Origin of the sequence: Zobellia nedashkovskayae (assembly GCF_015330125.1) — a bacterium.
Lineage (GTDB): Bacteria > Bacteroidota > Bacteroidia > Flavobacteriales > Flavobacteriaceae > Zobellia > Zobellia nedashkovskayae.
This window is the reverse complement of the sequence record NZ_JADDXR010000002.1, coordinates 3,145,389-3,163,085: the sequence shown is the minus strand read 5'-3', so window position 1 is coordinate 3,163,085 and position 17,697 is coordinate 3,145,389. Positions and strand designations below refer to the sequence as shown.

The following is a 17,697-nucleotide window of genomic DNA, read 5'->3' as shown; positions in this document are numbered from 1 at the left end:
TTTTATCCTAGCGACAGTAGTAATATCATGCAAGAACGAACCTAAAAAAGCTACTATGAAAGAGGTTGAACAAGAGGTTAAAAAACCGAATTTAAAACTATTGGTAGGTACTCACGCAAGTGGAGATGAGCAAGGTATTTATCAGCTTGACTTTAATCCAACAACCGGCGAATTATTGAACTCGGAACATTTAGTAAAAGAGAACAATTCAGGTTACTTGTACCTCTCTAAAGATGGAAAAAGGGTGTATTCTTCCAACGGAGCAGTACCCGGTAGCATTTCTGCATTTGAGTGGAATGCCGATGGAAGTAAATTGAATAGAACAGCTAATGTAACCAGTGAAGGTGACGGAGCTTGTTATATTGAATTAAGTCCTAATGAAGACCTCCTTGCCGCTGCCAATTACGGTTCAGGCGGTATCGTATTGTATAAAGTAGATGAAACCGGAAAGATAATTGGTAAGCCAGAAGCTAGAAAACATGTAGGGAATGGGCCTCATGACAATCAAAAATCCCCCCATGCGCATTGTGTGAAGTTCAGCAAAGGGGGAGATTTTCTTTACGCCGTAGATTTAGGAATTGATAAAATATTAGCCTACCCTATTACCAGTGATGGTACATTAGGAAAAGAGCATACCGCTTTACAATTAGACCCGGGCGATGGGCCGCGTCATCTTATTTTTCACCCTACAAAAAACAAGGTTTTTATTATTAATGAATTGTATAGCTCTGTAGTCTCTGCAGATGTGGACACCAAAACGGGGATATTTACTAAAATTGATAAGAAAAGCACATTACCCGAAAGCTATGATGGAGCTAGTTTTTGCGCCGATATTCATTTAAGCAATGACGGTAAATTTTTATACGCCAGTAATCGCGGACATAATAGCATTGCCGTTTTTTCCGTATCGGATGATGGGCAAATGAGTTTTTTGGGTACGGAGTCCGTTCAAGGAGATTGGCCAAGGAATTTCACCTTGTCACCAGACAATAATTTTCTACTAGTAGCGAATAGAAAATCTGAGAATATTACCGTATTTAAAAGAGATGCAACCTCTGGTCTTTTGTCATTTACAGGTAACGAAATAAAGTTACCGCAACCAGTTTTTCTAAAATTTAGATAGCTTGTCTCCCCTTTTGGACTTTTAAAAAAGTAAAAAAATTGCCATAAATTTACCTTCCAAAAGGAGAGCGCCAATTAGCTACCTTTATTATTATATACTATTTATATTAATGTATTTATGTTCTTGTTCTACAAGTTCTATGAGCATACGCTGTTCGCCAGCAGGAAAATCCCATATTAACGCATCGCCTTGTGCATAACCGATTACAGCAGCACCCATTGGAGTTAATATTGATATTCTACCACTGTTTACATCACTCTCTGTGGGAACGACCAACTTAAATTTCTTTTGCCACCCATTTTCTGAGACAATGGTAATGGTAGAGTTAAAGCGGATAACATCTTCGGGCATTTCTGCCTCATCGTATATTTGTGCCGATTCTAGCTCTCCCACTAATTTCTCTACCGATTTACGCAAAGTTTCATCTTTGTAATAGCCCGAAAGGTTCATGAACCTTTTCAACAGTACATATTCTTTCTTTTCAATAACCAAGCCACCGTATTTCATTTCACTTTTATTTATGGAAAAATTCCCCTTTGTACATAAGTTTCCTCAAGCCTTTCAATGGCTATGATAAATGCTGCCGTACGCATATCAATCCCTCTTTGGGCTGAAGTCTCCATTACTTTAGTAAAAGATTCCCTTAATTTTTTCTCCAGTTTTTCTAATACTTCGTCCATTTGCCAGATTTCGCCGTTGCGGTTTTGAAGCCATTCAAAATAACTTCCTATTACCCCACCGGAATTACAAAGAATATCCGGTAAAATGGTAACCCCTTTATCCAGTAAAATCTCTTCTGCCTCAACATCAGTAGGTCCGTTCGCACCTTCTGCAATTAGATACGCCTTTATTTTTGGGGCATTAGCAGCAGTAATTACATTTCCTAATGCAGCTGGAATACAGATATCGCAATCCAAACTGAAGAAATTTGCCTTGTCTAAAGTCTCTGCTCCGGCAAAGCCCATAATACTACCTTTATTCGCTTTAGTATACGCCAACAAATGATCTACAGAAATACCTTCTTCGTTAATAATACTTCCGTAAGCATCTTGAACCGCAATCATTGAAGCACCTTCTTTTTCAAGAAAATAGGCCGCCCAATATCCTACGTTACCAAAACCTTGGACAATAAAACGCTTGTCTTTTAGCTTTATATTTTTGTGCTCTGCCCAAAATTTAATGTTCAGAAAAACACCATAACCCGTTGCTCTATCACGACCTTGAGAACCTCCAGCACCAATTGGCTTACCGGTAACCACGTGCATATTTGTTGACCTCTCTGCAGGCGATTTTGTAGACATATACGTGTCTAAAATCCATGCCATAGTCTGTGGATTGGTATTTACATCCGGAGCAGGAATATCTAATTCCGGTCCAATATTATCCCCCAATGCATAGGTAAACCTTCTGGTAATACGCTCAAGTTCTGCGTTCGAATATTTGGTAGGATCCAATTGTATACCACCTTTAGCACCTCCGTACGGTAATCCGGCCAAAGAAGTCTTCCAGGTCATCCACATTGCCAAGGCACGTGCTGCATCTATATCTACCGTTGGGTGATAACGTAAGCCACCTTTGTACGGTCCAAGAGCGTTATTATGCTGTACCCTATAGCCCGTAAATATTTCAACCTCGCCATTATCCATTCTTACAGGAAAATGAACGACCAGTTCATTATTGGTTACTTCTAATATCTTTCTGATATTAGAGTTTAATCCAATGATGTCTGCGGCATTATCAAATTGTCGCATGACGTTTGAGAGCATACCTTGCTTAACAGCTTTTTTCTGCTCAGGAGTTTTTACTATCATAAAATTATACTTAAAACAAGACCTTTGCGGCCTTTCGATTTCTAATAACTCGTTTCAATTCCGGTTTTCTCCGTATCGAACGATTGTTTTCTATTGGCCCATCATCAAAAAGATGAATATATTCACTACACGAGCTAATAGCATTTTTATTTGTAGTGATTACACAATGACTAACGTACCTACACGTACTGCAAATACTTCTGTTATACCCATTCATTTTATAATTTGATTAAAATTTTAAGTATAAAACCTACCCGATATTCCTGAGAATTCAACAAAACTCAGGTGCGGACAATCGGGTAGATCTTAATAACCACTATCAAACTAATTCATTAGCAATTCACCTGCGGCAAGTGCATTGTTTATATCTGCTGAAACAACGGTATGACTTCCAAAAAAGCGACCACCGTCTTTTCGTTTAATTTTTATTTTGGTAGAACCGTCCTTGTTCGTTTCTATTGCGGTAACCACAACTCTATCTCCTTTTAGTCCTTTGTAATTTGCCAAACCACCTCGTTTTATAATAAAATTGGCCCTCGGAAAATTTATATGTTTATAATCCATGCGCTTAGATGTACCTATTTCAAGTACATCACCAATCTGAACTTTAGACGTGTTAATTTTTACTTCTTCTTGTGCCTGTAATAAACTTGCTGAAAACAATAAGGCAAATGCTAATTTCTTTATCATACGCTATTCTATGTTTAAGTTAAAAATGAATTTACACTTCTACTTTTTCCAGCTTTAGATTACCCACTTTACTTATTTTTAAAGAAACACTGTCTGCTGGAGGTCCATAGGTTATAATATCATCTTCTGATCTACCGATAACCAAAGAACCCATAGTGCTTGTAACGGATATCTTTCCGTTCTTGGGGTCATTATTTAGAGGTGAAACCAATTGAAAAGTATACTGAAATTCTGAAATACTAGAAACCGTAACCATTGAATTAAATCCACAGATGTCTTCTGGCATATCTTCTCCTTCAAAGATTAATGCCGTTTTTAAGTTATCTTCTAAAGTGTCTAGCGCATCTTTATGCGAATAATCTTCTATGTACAGGTTATCCTTTAGGTATTTCTTTAAAACCCTATAATCTTTCCTCGCCAATACTAGACTTCCATACTTCATACGCTTTACTTTTCAATAATGTCATCTCTAACTGATGACTCACCAAAAAGCAAAACATATGCCTAGCAGAAGAAAAATATTTGCAAACAAATACAACCCACTGAATATCAGTAGATAAATAAAAAATATTCTTTTTGGAAAAAAATATGAAGTGAGGAAAATCTACCCAATTGAGTATATTTCCCCCAGGTAATTACTTTAGTCTTTCCCGTAGGGTTTTACGGTCTATTTGAAGAATTTCGGCCGCTTTTGTCTTGTTACCTTGCGTGTGAAGAAGTACGCGCTGCACATACTCTTTTTCCATTTCCCGGAGAGGCTTAAAGTCATTTTCAGGAAAATTTATTTGGAATTTTAATGCTTCAGGAAGGTCTTTAAGAGTAATAGCTCCATCAGACATGATCACAGCACGTTGTACTACATTTTCTAGCTCCCTAATGTTACCAGGCCAATTATATCGTTTTAAAACAGCTAAAGCATCTGGAGAAATTTTCAGCAATCGGTCTTTATATTCCACTCCGTATTTAAATAAGAATTTATCGACCAATAGTGGAATATCAGTTTTACGATCACGTAAAGGAGGAACCTGTATTTCTACTACGGTTAGTCGGTAATACAAGTCTTCCCTGAAGCGGTTTTCTTTAATATCGGTCAGTAAATCTGCATTGGTGGCGGCTATGATCCGGATATCTACTTTTTCACTTTTTCTGGCACCTACTTTTGTGATTTCTCGCTCTTGTAAAGCTCGGAGTAATTTGGTCTGAACAGTTAATGGAGCTATTCCTATTTCATCTAAAAAGAGAGTTCCACCTTCAGCCGCCTGAAAGAAACCTGTTCGGTTTTCATTAGCCCCGGTAAATGCCCCTTTTACATAACCAAAAAGTTCTGCCTCTAGCAAATTTTCAGGGATTGCCCCACAATTGACCGCAACAAAAGGTGCGCGAGAAAATTTCCCGGAATAATGTATAGCCCGTGCCACCAGCTCTTTTCCTGTTCCACTTTCCCCTTTTACCAAAACGGTAGCCTTGTTATTTTTTACCCTTTCGATTACATCGGTAATTTTTTGAAAGGCCTCTGATTCGCCTATCATTTCATTATGTACCGACTTATTTGCTGTAACTGTTTTTGATTTCACAGCTTTGCGACTCTTGCCGTGCTCAAAAGCTTTCTGCACTGCTTGTCTTAACTCTTCTTTTGTAAAAGGTTTGGTTAAATAATCTGTAGCTCCGGATTTAATTACTTCCAAAGCACCATCTACAGAAGGGTAACCGGTAATAACCAGTTTTGGAATTTCGGGATAATGTTCATCGGTGAATTTTAATAATTGCAATCCATCTACCTCAGGCATTTGAATATCGGTTATCAATAAATCAATAAAAGTATCTTTCAAAACATATAGTGCCTCCTTTACAGAAACCGCTTTGTAGGTATGATAATCCATAGACTGCAGATGGCGCTGCAAAAGCTCTAGGATATTAATATCATCATCTACCAGTAGAATGTTCTCTCTTTTAAGCATACTTATAATTTAGGAAAATCCAGAATAAAAACAGTGCCTTTAAGCTTATTGGGTCTATGTTCTATGGTGCCCTTATGACTACTAATAATACCATGAACAACACTTAGCCCAAGTCCAGAACCTTCTCCCAAAGGCTTAGTAGTGAAAAATGGTTCAAAAATTTTATCTTCTATTTTGGGATCAATACCTACTCCTTCATCTGAAATACGGATTTGAATATTCTTCCCTTTTTCAATTATAGAAACACCTACCGTTCCTTTTATTGGTGAATAATAAATTGCATTCATCACCAAATTAAAAAGTACTTGGGTAAACTGAACTTTATCTGCCCGCAACCGAATATCGTCTGAACCAAATTTTTTAATAAGTTTGAGATTCTTTTCGCGGAACGAAGGTGTTAATAATTTAAGTGTACTTTCTATAATAGGGTTCAGTTCTACCGGCTGCATTTCCTGCGGCATTTCGCAAGCAAAGAACATTAATTTTTTGACTATTTCACGACTGAATATTGCATTCTCAACAATTTTATCAAGATCTCTTAAGGCACCTGCATTACTTACCCGCTCTTTAAGAAGTTCCGTAAAACCTAGAATATTCGCCAGCGGTGTATTAAGCTCATGGGCAATACCTGCAGTAATCTCACCAAGAATATGAAGCCTGTCCGTACGTTCCATTTGGCGTTTTACTTTTGCCTCGCTTTCTCTAATCTGCTTTCTTTCCAGTAAGTTCCCTATGGCTATGGAAACATTGTTCAATAAGTCTTTTTCCTCCTCCAGAAAGTCTGCATAAAAATACCTGTCCTCTGGATATCCTACTTTTAGAGTACCACTAACCTTATTAAAAACCTTAATATCAGAATGCATTAAAGTCATGGTATCCTTGAAGCCATCTGTCTGGACGCTATATTCGCCCAAACTTAAATGTACTTCGCTAAGTAAATTAAACTGCCACGCGTTTTTAACACTATAAACAATAGCTTCTAGCGAAATCTCTAACTGATCAAAGTCGGAATTTGCTATTATTGAAGTTACCTCATAAAGGCAAGTCAACTCTTTAATACGTTCCTTTAATTTATCTTTAACCGTAGCCATATGTAAGATATAATTCTGTTTACAAAGATGATATTTATAAGATACTTCTGTATATATTTTAGAAAATCTTGTGATTTGGGAAGGTATAATTATGATTAAGCATCCGTATCAAATTTAGTTTTACTATTTCTAAAAGTGGTTGGGTAGACCAAACCTTGACCAAGAATTTTAAGCTTACAGAACCTATTCTTTTGTAACTCAACAAAAGATTTAAATTATAAAGAGCTTTAAAAAAGTACATTAATAATTATGATTGTACGTTGATGTTATTTGGTAGAAACAAACTAAATACCTCCTTAGGACTACAGGTTACTTTTGATGTATGTAGCACACAGGACAAATCATATTGAAATAAAATTCTTACAATTAAAGAATAAAGCCTACATTTAATATAAAAAATATAGCTAACTTGAAGGTGTATTCTTATAAAATTGCAAGATTTGGGGAAAACTACCAAAAAACCGAAATTGAAAATACCATATCTCGAAATCTTTATTGAACAGGCACCGACCGCTATTGCCATGTTCGATAAAAACATGTGCTATATAGCCGCTTCCAATTGCTGGATAAAAGACTACAAATTACAGGGTATAGAAATTGTTGGTCAATGCCATTATGATTTGTTTCCAGAAATAAATCAAGATTCAAAAGATTTACATCAACAATGTCTTGAAAGGGCTATAGACGTCTATGACGAAGCTCCTTTTAAACGTGAAGATGGCACGGTACAATGGCTCTATTGGGATATTAGTCCTTGGTACATTTCAAAAGGCAAGGTAGGAGGTTTGTTCATACATACTATAGATGTTACACACCATAAAGAAAGTGAACTAAAAAAAGCCAGAACAGAGGATATTTTCACTCAAACAAAAGAGGTTGCCAAAATGGGCACTTGGGAGATAAATTTAGCTACAAAAAAGGTATACTGGAGTAAAATAACACGTGAAATACATGAAGTGCCCGAAGGTTATAAACCCAACCTAGATAAAGCTATAGATTTCTTTGAAGAAAAAACTAGTCGTCCTAAACTCCGTTCCTGTGTAGAAGACACCATTGAAAAAGGTATTCCTTTTGATTTTGATTTTGAACTCATAACAGCAAAAAACAATATACGATGGGTACGGGTTATTGGAAAAATAGAAATTATAGATGGCAAATACAGTAATGTTATTGGACTTGTACAAGATATAAGTGATGTTACATTTTACAAAACACAGTTAAGCAAAGCACATGCGCAGCTAAAAGCCATATACAACTCAGAGTCCATTTCTATTTTCTCAACAGATAGTACGGGTTATATAAACCATTTTAATAAAGGTGCTGAAAAACTTTTAGGGTATTCTGCGGAGGAGATGGAAGGTAAGAAAGACCCAACTTGTTTTCTATATCCGGATCAGGTAAGCAAGTTTAGAGAAGACCTTGCTACTACGCACGGGAAGAATCCTGATAACTTTAGCCATTATGAAGATTTACCTGTTGAAAATGTAAACGACACCAGAGAATGGACCTACATCCGCAAGGACGGCTTTACAGTACCTGTACAATGTACAGTATCATCAGTAAAAGATGATTTAGGAAAAAATATAGGCTTTATAGTTGTGTCCACAGATATATCTGAATTAAAAAAGTACCAGAACGAACTTATCGCAAAAAATGAGTTGTTGAATTTCGCTGAGCAAATAACCTTAATGGGGCATTGGCGACGCAATTTTATTACCGGCCAAGGGTATTGGTCTAAGAGTCTCCATGAAATTTTTGAAAGTCAAGGAGATGGCTCTGATTTTAGCCAAGATAAGTTTGAAGCACTCGTCCACCCAGATGATAAGCAAATGATATTAGATCATATGCGAGAAACTGTCCAATCCAAAACTTTTAGAAGTTTTACCCATAAAATTGTAACTCCTTCCGGAAGAGTTAAAACAATTCATGTAATGGGTAAGGTCGTTACTAATGAAAAAGGAGAAATTACGGAGATAATAGGTACAACACAGGACATTACGGAACTGAAAATGGCCGAAAAAAAATTAAAAGGTCTTTTAGAATCAGCACCAGATGCTATTATAATCATCAATGAAGAAGGTACTATCCAGATTATTAACAAGCAGACTGAAACCTTATTCCAATGTTCACCAGATGAATTATTAAAAGAATATATAGAAGATTTTATTCCTAATATATTACCCTTTATAAAGGCGTCTAAATTCTCTAATTCTAATAATACAAGACAAGTTGGTGTTGTAGAAGAACTTGTTGGATTACGTAAAAACGGAGAAGAAGTACCTATTTCAATAAATATGGGACCTGTAGAATGGGAAAGTGAGCTGTTTACATCTCTTGCTATCCGAAATATTACCAAACAAAAAGCGGCAGAATATAAAATTCTTAAAGCCAAAGAAAATCTAGAAGTCTTAGCTCACAAATTAACTGAACAGAACAGACAGTTAGCAGATTTTACCCATATAACCTCTCATAACTTACGTTCACCAGTAAGTAATCTTAATTCTCTTTTAGACATTTATAAAACAACAGACGATGAAGTCCTAAAGGAAAGTTTGTTCGATAAATTTGAAACAGTAATAAATCACCTCACCTTAACACTAAATACCCTCATTGAAGCGTTAAAAACAAAAGGTCCTCATTCAGATGAAGATGTTGAAGAAATTGAGTTTGAAGACGTCTTAAATACAACCAAAGATTTGTTGGCCGGTGAAATATTAAAATCCGGCGCTTCTATTACCTCTGACTTCTCTAAATGCTCAAAAATTAAGTATCATAAAATATATTTAGAAAGTATTTTTTTGAATCTGATTAGTAATAGTATGAAGTACCGATCAAAAATTCGCAAACCAGAAATAGAAATTGAATCCACAAACCTAAATGGTAATATAATGTTGGAATTCAGGGATAATGGTCTAGGCATAGATTTAGAACAACATGGCCATAAATTGTTTGGTTTGAATAAGGTCTTCCACAGACACCCAGATGCCAAAGGTGTTGGTTTATTTCTAACAAAATCTCAAATAGAGTCTATGGGGGGCACCATTAATGCTTCCAGTAAAGTAGACGTTGGGACAACTTTTACCATAAATTTTAATTGAACAAATGAAAAGTACCCCTAAAATTTGTATCATAGATGATGATTATATCTATCGTTATACCGTTGTAAAAAAAATGGAAACCATGCATTTAGAAGCAAATACCATGGATTTTGAAGACGGTGAAGTGGCGTTGGCCTTCATATTAAAAAACCTTAACATTGACTCAGAATTACCCGATGTTATCTTTCTAGATATTGATATGCCCGTTATGGATGGATTTCAATTCATGAAAGAATTTTCTAAAATTGAAGATCAGCTAAGTAAGAAAATAAATATCTATATGATTTCATCTTCCTTAGACCCTATAGATATTGAAAGAGCCAAAAAAATTCATTCTATCGCCGACTATTTTGTAAAGCCTATAAAAGCAGAACAGCTTCAGTCTGTGTTCTCTTTATTGTAAAACATTGATTACCAATGTTATATATTCAATAAACATTTTTCTTTTTTCTCTGCATTGAAAAAAGAAGAATGTTTTTCTTACTCAGTCGGCTATTTTTACCCTTACTAGCACTTCTTACATTACGGATACTTGTCCGCTTTAATAATTTCTCATTAGATTTTTCCAAAAGCACTGTGGTTTCTCCAGTATTTCTCTGTTTTTAGGCAGCATGTTATCAAAATTCTTCAAAAAAGCTAATTCTAAATTAGCATAAACTCAATTTAGGCACAATTTATCCACTAAAACCCTAAAAATGGTAAAATAGTGCAATCCCTAGTTAAATTTCGCAAATATCTTCCTTCGTTTTTGTGGTTCATTTGTAAAAATTAAATGAGCATTAACAATTTAACAAACCAATTCAACTCCTTATGAACCAATTACTCAATCCTTAAAAACTAAAATATAACTGACAAAAAAAAAGGAAAGTGCGCTAACACTCCCCTTTTAGAAATTCATGCTATGCATGAAGTAAAGTAATACCCCATTGACTCTGGGGCATATTAACTCTAACTAATTCAAATTTATGAAAATCAAATGGTTTACTGATGCGGATTGCCCGGGCAATTCCATCAAGAGATTACTCGCATTAAAGTTCGCGATAATCTTAACGATAACGATTCCCTTCCAATCACACGCGTCTTCAGATTTAACGGAATCATCTTTAGAAAACGACCTCACCTCCAACCCAATTCAACAAACCGTAACAGGTACGGTATCGGATGCAACGGGTCCATTGCCAGGTGTAACCATTCTAGTTAAAGGAACCACCAATGGTACTTCAACAGATTTTGATGGTAATTACAGTATTACTATTGATGATGACCAAACTACACTTGTATATTCCTATATAGGGTATTCATCAAAAGAAGTTCAAGTGGATGGCAAATCGGAAATCAACGTTACCTTAGAAGAGGATGCTGCATTATTAGACGAAGTAGTTGTTTTAGGGTATTCTACTAAGAAAAAAGGAGAAGTAACTGGATCAGTAAGTACTATTAATAGCAAGGCTATTGAGCAATCATCAAGTAAGGATGTTGCCAAATCATTAGCAGGTAGAGCTTCAGGTCTAATTATTAGTGACCGTGGTGGTGTACCAGGTGCAGGTAATGGTGGGGGTGGCGATACAGATGATGATGCTACCACTATTTTAATTAGAGGTAAATCTACTTTAGGAAATAATACTCCACTAATCTTAATTGACGGGGTTCCTTCAGATTCGTTCTCTCAATTGGCACCACAAGATATTGCATCACTTACTGTACTTAAAGATGGCGCTGCCGCAATTTATGGCTCTAGAGCAGCGAACGGAGTTATTCTGGTAACTACAAAAAGAGGTGAATCCGGCAAGCCTAAAATCAATTTCTCTCATGCGTATAACGTTTCATCTTTTACCAAACGGCCAGAATTGATGGATGTAAACCAGTTTGCAACCTATGAGAATGAAATAAATGCAAGAGTTAATGGTGCAGATGCCGACCCATTATTTACACCTCAGGATATTGCAGGCTTTCCAAATACTGATTGGGCCGATGAGGTATTAGCAAAGACTTCTCCTGAATCTAGAACATCTCTTTCTGTTTCTGGAGGTAGCGAAAAAGCTAAGTATTTCGTTAGTGGTGATTTTATAGACCAAAAAGGTTTATATAAATCAGGTTCTTTAGGTTTTAAGCAATATCAACTTCGCTCTAATATTGATGTCAATTTAACTGATAGCTTCAAATTAGGAGTAGATTTAGCTACACGTTTTGGTAAAAGGACTGCGCCAGGTGTAGATGCCAATAATATTTATAAACTAATTTTTGGTTTACCGCCAAATGAAATTGCAAGATATCCCAATGGTCTTCCTGCACGAGGAGGCGATGAAGGAAATCCTATTTTAACCTCTAGTAATGCCTCTGGGTTTGATGATATCTTTACAAATACCACTACAGGTCGTTTTACAGTAGATTGGAAGCTGAGCAAGTTATTAAAAGGGTTAAGTATAAAAGGATTTACAGGGTTTAGAAAAATAGAGACCAATAGAAAAACTTGGTATTCTCCTTGGACATTTTACGCACAAGGGGATGATGGAACTTTTGAGCCAAGAATTGGATCTAATCAGCAAGGAACAGAACGTATCTTGACCGAGAGATTTGATAAATTTGATGAACAAATCTATAATGCACGTTTACATTACGATAACACGTTTGGCGACCACTCCATAAGTACCTTCGTAGGAATGGAAAGGCTAAATAATGATTCAAATAATTTCTTTGCATCAAAAGTTGGTGGATTTCCTGATGCTAGCAGAGGAGAATTGTTTCAAGGTAACAATGATGATAGACAGGCCTCGGGTGGAACTAGCTCTGAGTTTAAAAGACAAGATTTCTTTGGATCTCTATCGTATGATTTTAAGAAAAAATATTTTATTGACTTTACAATGCGATACGATGGATCCAGTAGATTTGGTGAAGGCAATCGTTATGGGACATTTCCAAGTGCTGCGGTATCGTGGGCAATTGATAAAGAGAGTTTCTTAGAGAACGTTAGTTGGATCGACGGTTTAAAACTAAGGGCTTCTTGGTCAGAAATGGGTAACGATCGTATTGGCGCTAACCAATTCCTTTCCTTATTTGATCTTGGAACAAATACGGGTAACACAAATAATCCATTAGGCACAAGATTTCCAAATTATTATGTATTAGGAGAAGGTGGTGAAAATTTTTCCAACACCTATAATCTTGCTAGGCTAGCAAATACCGACGTAACTTGGGAAACGGCTAAGCTATGGAACATTGGTTTGAACTTTACCTTGTTTGATAGTAAATTATCAGGTGATTTCAACTATTACGAACAAGATAGATCAGATATTTTAGTAAATAGATCAGGGGCTATTCCTGGGTTTATAGGATTACAGAATAGTCAAATTCCGGCTGAAAACATAGGTGAGACCAGAAGTTGGGGTTACGAATTTGAATTGGCTTGGAATGATCAAGTAAACGATAACTTCTCCTATAATTTAGGAATGAATTTTACAAATGCTCGTAACGAAGTGATTTCATTACCTGAGGGAGAAAATATCCTAGATTCCCAAAAGCAAGCTGGTAAACCAATAGACTCCTATAATAACGTCTTCCCGACTAATGGAATCTTTAAAGACCAAGCTCAGGTTGATGCCACTGCTATTAAAAGAGAGGGCACTGTACCGGGAGAACCAATTTACGTAGACGTAAATGATGATGGTGTAGTTGATGGAAATGATTTTATCAGAACATCAACTTCAAACATTCCACAAGTACAATACGGTATATATGGGGGCTTCAATTACAAAGCCTTTGGTTTCAATTTCTTGTTACAAGGGCAAGCTGAAGCAGAAACGTTGGTATTCTTTGATCAATCAGGTGCAAAACCAGAATTTGTATTCAATGAAAGATGGACACCAAACAACACAAACTCAATCTACCCAAGAGCGTTTGCGCAAGGAGATGCTATAAGTGGAGGGCAAATAGACGGAACTGATGGTTTTGCTGACATTTACTATTTTGACGCCTCTTTTGTACGCCTTAAAGAAGTGGAACTTTCGTACACTTTAAAAAGCGATGTTATCAAATTTGCTGACATTCGTCTGTTTGCCAGAGGATTTAACCTAGCCACTTTCTTCTCAGATATCTGGGATTTGGGCCTTGACCCTGAAGCTACGGGGTATAACAATTTTAGAGGAGCACAGTATACCCCCCTAAAAACATATACTTTGGGTGTTAATTTTAGTTTCTAAAAAAAAAAAAATATGAAAAATAATATAGTACTAAAAAGAATAAGCATTACAATGCTGATGGCGTTCTTTATAACCTTTAGCAGTTGTGAAGAAAGCTTGGATATAGACGTAAGGGACTCTTTTGCCAGTGATTTGGTATTGAGTACACCAGAACAAGTTGAATTGTTATTACTTACAACTTATAACAGTACGGAGTCATTTGGGGTTGGCTCCCAATTTTGGGCTCGTTACATGAATGTGGAGATAGCATCCCTTGAAGCTAGAATGAATTTCAACGCAGCAACACAAGCCTTAGACATCTTTGGAGTTCTTAGAGGGTGGTCTTCTCAAAATGTAGGACAGTTAGGTCAAAAATGGCAAGACCTTTATACCTATGTAAGACAAGCCAATGTATTTTTAGAATTAGTTGAAGGTAGTGAGGCTCAAGTAAATAATCCCGATGAAATAGAAGCCTTAAAGGCAGAAATGCGTTTTTTAAGAGCTAATCAGTATTCGAAATTACTGAAGTTCTATGGAGGGGTACCATTATTAACTTCGGCAACAACGCTAGATGATGACTTTAATATTCCGCGTAATAGTTATCAGGAGGTCGTAGATTTTATAGTTAGTGAAATAGATGAAATCGCGCCACTTTTACCTGTAACTAGAGAAAGTAGAGAATTTGGCAGAGCTACAAGATTGGCTGCATTGGCCCTGAAATCTAGAACTTTGTTGTATGCAGCGAGTGATTTGCACGACCCATCTATGGCTCCGCAATCATCTAATTTAGAATTGTACATCTATAACAAGGCCAACAAATGGCAAGATGCCGCAGATGCTGCTAAAGCGGTTATTGATTTGGTAGGGGATAGAGATTTGATAAGTACTCCAAATGCTAAGGCTTACCAAGAACTATTTTTATCAGCAAATCAAGATATCTTATTCGCAAGACCTTTTGGGGGAACTGTTTTTGGCTACGGTACCGATGTAACGACCCAACCTGACAATGCGCAATCGCCTAGAGGTTTTGATGGATGGAGTCTTTCTACACCATTGCACAACCACACCTTAATTTATAATATGGATGACGGTAATACTACGGATAGTCCTTCCTATGATGCAGCGAACCCTTACGAGAATCGCGAAATGCGTTTTTACGCCAATATCAATTACCAAGGGGCTATTTTTAGAGGAAGACCTATTGATTATGCTATTTCTTTAGATAACACGGTTGTACCAGATGGTTTGGATTCCTTTTCACAAGACCAACAAACCTTAGGGAATTTTAGACACGGTTCTACAACTGGGTATGCAATACGTAAATTTCAAAATGAGGCATTGGGTACAGATGTAAAACAAGCTAGCCCGGGAAGACCTTATATCATCTATCGACTTGCAGAAATTTATCTAAATTATGCAGAGGCTTCATTTAGAGCTGGTGATGAAGAGACGGCAAGAAGATATGTAAGTAGGGTTTCAGAAAGAGCCTTGCAGCCAGCTATTACAGCTAGCGGTCCAGAACTATTAGAGGCAATAAAAAGAGAGCGACGTATAGAGCTTGCCTTTGAAGCTCATAACTTCTTTGACGAAAGACGTTGGTTAAATGAAGATAATCTTGGTTTTGACGTACAAGGTATGCGCTGGATAAAAAATCTTGATGAAAATGTTTCTTCTGAAGAATTTACAATTGAAACAAGACCATTTGATAAAAAACAGTACTACTTACCAATACCGCAATCAGAAATAAATATAACTGAAGCGCTGATTCAAAATGAAGGGTATTAATTACCTACCAAATGAGGTAAATAAAGACAAAAGCCGGAGCATGTTTCCGGCTTTTAAATCAATTAGTATGTTATTACCACTATAAAAAAAGAATGGAGCTAAAAAAGCCCTTTCTGTTGTTTAAAAATAGGGGTTACTTAAAGGGAGCCTACTAAAAAGAGTTGTTTGTTGAGTTAGTTTGTTACCAGAGGGTGTAAAAGCTCTCTGGTTTTTTTATACTTAAAAAAAGCTAACAGCTCTAAAGACAAAAAAGGAACAACCCGTGTGCAGAGTTGTTCCTTTTTATATTTACCAATTGCTATAAAGGTTGTCTTATAGTTACTTTGTTCTTTCCTGAACAGAAATCGTAGTTTTAATTCTTATGAATGTTGTTATTTTTTCTTGTTTTTCCTTCTTGCTCAAGAAGCTGAGCATAGTTGAGTTTACGATACTGTTTCTTCTGGCTCTCGGGAGCTTTTCTATCAAATAAAACAGTGTATTTTTCATAATCGTTGGCTTTCATTCCGTCTTTTACTAAACGCTTATAGCGTTCATCATAAAGCTTGCGCATATTGGCGAGTTCCGACTTGTAACCTTCATCCTTTGCTAGGTTATGCATTTCAAGTTTATCTTTTGATATATGAAACAGTTCCTCTGTGGGCTGCATACGATCATCTGTATATTGCCAATAGATATATTTATAATCTTCGGTTACCACGGATAAGGCCTGTATTTCATCATTGCCCCACATATTAGTCAATGCTATATGGTCTCTTTTAATACCGGATTCCTTTTCTATTAAAGGAATTAGGTTTTCGCCATCCAGATTTTTAGGGATGTCCATACCGGCATAGGTTAGGATAGTTGGAGCCATATCTATATTAGCCGTTATAGTCTTCCGTTTTACACCCCGTTGCTTTTTGGGAGCTCTTGGGTCGTAAATAATAAATGGAGATCTGGAAGCTTCCTCATACGGAAGTACTTTCCCCCCAAGATTATGAGCTCCACAGCTATAGCCGTTATCACCAGTAAAAATGATGATGGTGTTTTTATCCATTCCGTGCTCCACTAACGATTCGCGAATCATTCCAATAGCATAATCTACGCCATGAATTAGCTGATTGTAAGCTCTAATCGCCTCTTGATAAGATGCTTCCGATTCTCTCCAGAAATCATATGAATTATATTGACGTCCAGATTTTGCCTGAGGCGATAAATGTTTAGCATATTCCGCTCCGTAATTATCCGGCTTCTTATACGTCTGCCCAGCATATACATCATCAAAGAAAGGGTCTGGTGTAAAAGGTAAATGAGGAGCCTTAAAACTGATGGACATGCAGAAAGGTTTCCCTGAGCTTTTTGCTTCTTTTATAAAATCTCCTGCCCAAGCACCATAGGCGCGTGTACTATGTGGATACTTTTTTGCGTATGCTGCTATAGTTGGGTTCTTGGCCGTCTCATATATAGTTTGGCCAGGTCCCCCACCCCATTTATCAAAATAGCCTACTGGTAATCCGTCTTCAATTTTTTCCGATTCTGGTCCGTCTAGAACAAAGCCTACTTTGCCCGCAAAACCAGTAAAATACCCAGCTTCTTTCAATAGTACCGGATATGTATTCTCAAACTTATCTACTGCAAGATCACCATGCATAAAATTGCACCCGGTTTTATATTCATACATCCCCGTTAAAATATTAGCTCTACTGGCCATACAGATAGAAGTAGTATTATAGTGATTAAGAAAGAGAACACCCTCTTTCGCCAGTTGATTTATATTAGGTGTTTTCACCTGGTTGTTTCCATAACAACCTGTGGCTACACTGGTCTGGTCATCAGAAAGAAGGAATATAATATTTGGGCGATTTATATTTTCTGATGATTTTTTTCTTTCTTGAGCAATTATCGTTGTTCCGGTAATTAAGAAAAGAAAAACTATAAATTGGCGCGCACTTGCTTTGTAGAATATTTTCAAATTAGGCATTTTCAA

General features: G+C 36.6%; 12 protein-coding genes. 5 read left to right on the top strand and 7 right to left on the bottom strand.

Annotated elements, in window-relative coordinates:
• Window positions 1-55 precede the first annotated feature (55 nt).
• The gene (locus IWB64_RS13185; RefSeq protein WP_194534440.1) at window positions 56-1,123 is read left to right on the top strand and encodes a lactonase family protein; all 1,068 of its coding nucleotides are present in this window, start codon (window positions 56-58) and stop codon (window positions 1,121-1,123) included.
• Between the two features lie 90 nt (window positions 1,124-1,213).
• Here IWB64_RS13185 and IWB64_RS13180 read toward each other — a convergent pair whose 3' ends face one another.
• The 6 genes from IWB64_RS13180 to IWB64_RS13155 form a co-directional block, all read right to left on the bottom strand.
• Entirely contained in the window at window positions 1,214-1,630 is a 417-nt protein-coding gene (locus IWB64_RS13180) for a GreA/GreB family elongation factor (RefSeq protein ID WP_194534439.1), read from the bottom strand.
• 11 nt (window positions 1,631-1,641) lie between these two features.
• Window positions 1,642-2,934: a Glu/Leu/Phe/Val family dehydrogenase gene (locus IWB64_RS13175; RefSeq protein ID WP_194534438.1), complete on the bottom strand. Its 1,293-nt coding sequence runs from the start codon at window positions 2,932-2,934 to the stop codon at window positions 1,642-1,644.
• 324 nt (window positions 2,935-3,258) lie between these two features.
• Entirely contained in the window at window positions 3,259-3,624 is a 366-nt protein-coding gene (locus IWB64_RS13170) for a hypothetical protein (protein ID WP_194534437.1), read from the bottom strand.
• Window positions 3,625-3,655: 31 nt separating this feature from the next.
• Window positions 3,656-4,066 (bottom strand): GreA/GreB family elongation factor, encoded by a 411-nt coding sequence (locus IWB64_RS13165; RefSeq protein WP_194534436.1) that lies wholly within the window; start codon window positions 4,064-4,066, stop codon window positions 3,656-3,658.
• Window positions 4,067-4,259: 193 nt separating this feature from the next.
• Complete coding sequence (locus tag IWB64_RS13160; protein WP_194534435.1) at window positions 4,260-5,582, bottom strand: sigma-54-dependent transcriptional regulator; 1,323 nt, start codon at window positions 5,580-5,582, stop codon at window positions 4,260-4,262.
• A gap of 2 nt (window positions 5,583-5,584) precedes the next feature.
• Entirely contained in the window at window positions 5,585-6,673 is a 1,089-nt protein-coding gene (locus tag IWB64_RS13155; RefSeq protein ID WP_194534434.1) for a sensor histidine kinase, read from the bottom strand.
• Window positions 6,674-7,140: 467 nt separating this feature from the next.
• Between IWB64_RS13155 and IWB64_RS13150 the strand changes: the two genes are divergently transcribed.
• The 4 genes from IWB64_RS13150 to IWB64_RS13135 all read left to right on the top strand — a co-directional run bounded on the left by IWB64_RS13150 (window position 7,141) and on the right by IWB64_RS13135 (window position 15,731).
• On the top strand, window positions 7,141-9,771 hold the full coding sequence (locus IWB64_RS13150) for a PAS domain-containing sensor histidine kinase (RefSeq protein WP_194534433.1): 2,631 nt from the start codon (window positions 7,141-7,143) through the stop codon (window positions 9,769-9,771).
• Window positions 9,772-9,775: 4 nt separating this feature from the next.
• Window positions 9,776-10,174 carry a response regulator gene (locus IWB64_RS13145; RefSeq protein ID WP_194534432.1) on the top strand — a complete coding sequence of 133 codons (399 nt, stop codon included), beginning with the start codon at window positions 9,776-9,778 and terminating at the stop codon, window positions 10,172-10,174.
• A gap of 562 nt (window positions 10,175-10,736) precedes the next feature.
• Window positions 10,737-13,967, top strand: coding sequence for a SusC/RagA family TonB-linked outer membrane protein (locus tag IWB64_RS13140; protein ID WP_194534431.1), 3,231 nt, complete (start codon window positions 10,737-10,739; stop codon window positions 13,965-13,967).
• Between the two features lie 12 nt (window positions 13,968-13,979).
• Window positions 13,980-15,731, top strand: a complete 1,752-nt coding sequence (locus IWB64_RS13135; protein ID WP_194534430.1) for a RagB/SusD family nutrient uptake outer membrane protein — start codon at window positions 13,980-13,982, stop codon at window positions 15,729-15,731.
• A gap of 352 nt (window positions 15,732-16,083) precedes the next feature.
• Here the strand turns inward: IWB64_RS13135 and IWB64_RS13130 are convergent, their stop codons facing one another.
• Entirely contained in the window at window positions 16,084-17,691 is a 1,608-nt protein-coding gene (locus IWB64_RS13130; protein WP_194534429.1) for a sulfatase family protein, read from the bottom strand.
• Window positions 17,692-17,697 lie beyond the last annotated feature (6 nt).

Coding starts and splice junctions, on each gene's coding strand:
- IWB64_RS13185 (WP_194534440.1), top strand. CDS start 56: ATGAAAGAGGTTGAACAAGAGGTTAAAAAACCGAATTTAAAACTATTG.
- IWB64_RS13180 (WP_194534439.1), bottom strand. CDS start 1,630: ATGAAATACGGTGGCTTGGTTATTGAAAAGAAAGAATATGTACTGTTG.
- IWB64_RS13175 (WP_194534438.1), bottom strand. CDS start 2,934: ATGATAGTAAAAACTCCTGAGCAGAAAAAAGCTGTTAAGCAAGGTATG.
- IWB64_RS13170 (WP_194534437.1), bottom strand. CDS start 3,624: ATGATAAAGAAATTAGCATTTGCCTTATTGTTTTCAGCAAGTTTATTA.
- IWB64_RS13165 (WP_194534436.1), bottom strand. CDS start 4,066: ATGAAGTATGGAAGTCTAGTATTGGCGAGGAAAGATTATAGGGTTTTA.
- IWB64_RS13160 (WP_194534435.1), bottom strand. CDS start 5,582: ATGCTTAAAAGAGAGAACATTCTACTGGTAGATGATGATATTAATATC.
- IWB64_RS13155 (WP_194534434.1), bottom strand. CDS start 6,673: ATGGCTACGGTTAAAGATAAATTAAAGGAACGTATTAAAGAGTTGACT.
- IWB64_RS13145 (WP_194534432.1), top strand. CDS start 9,776: ATGAAAAGTACCCCTAAAATTTGTATCATAGATGATGATTATATCTAT.
- IWB64_RS13140 (WP_194534431.1), top strand. CDS start 10,737: ATGAAAATCAAATGGTTTACTGATGCGGATTGCCCGGGCAATTCCATC.
- IWB64_RS13135 (WP_194534430.1), top strand. CDS start 13,980: ATGAAAAATAATATAGTACTAAAAAGAATAAGCATTACAATGCTGATG.
- IWB64_RS13130 (WP_194534429.1), bottom strand. CDS start 17,691: ATGCCTAATTTGAAAATATTCTACAAAGCAAGTGCGCGCCAATTTATA.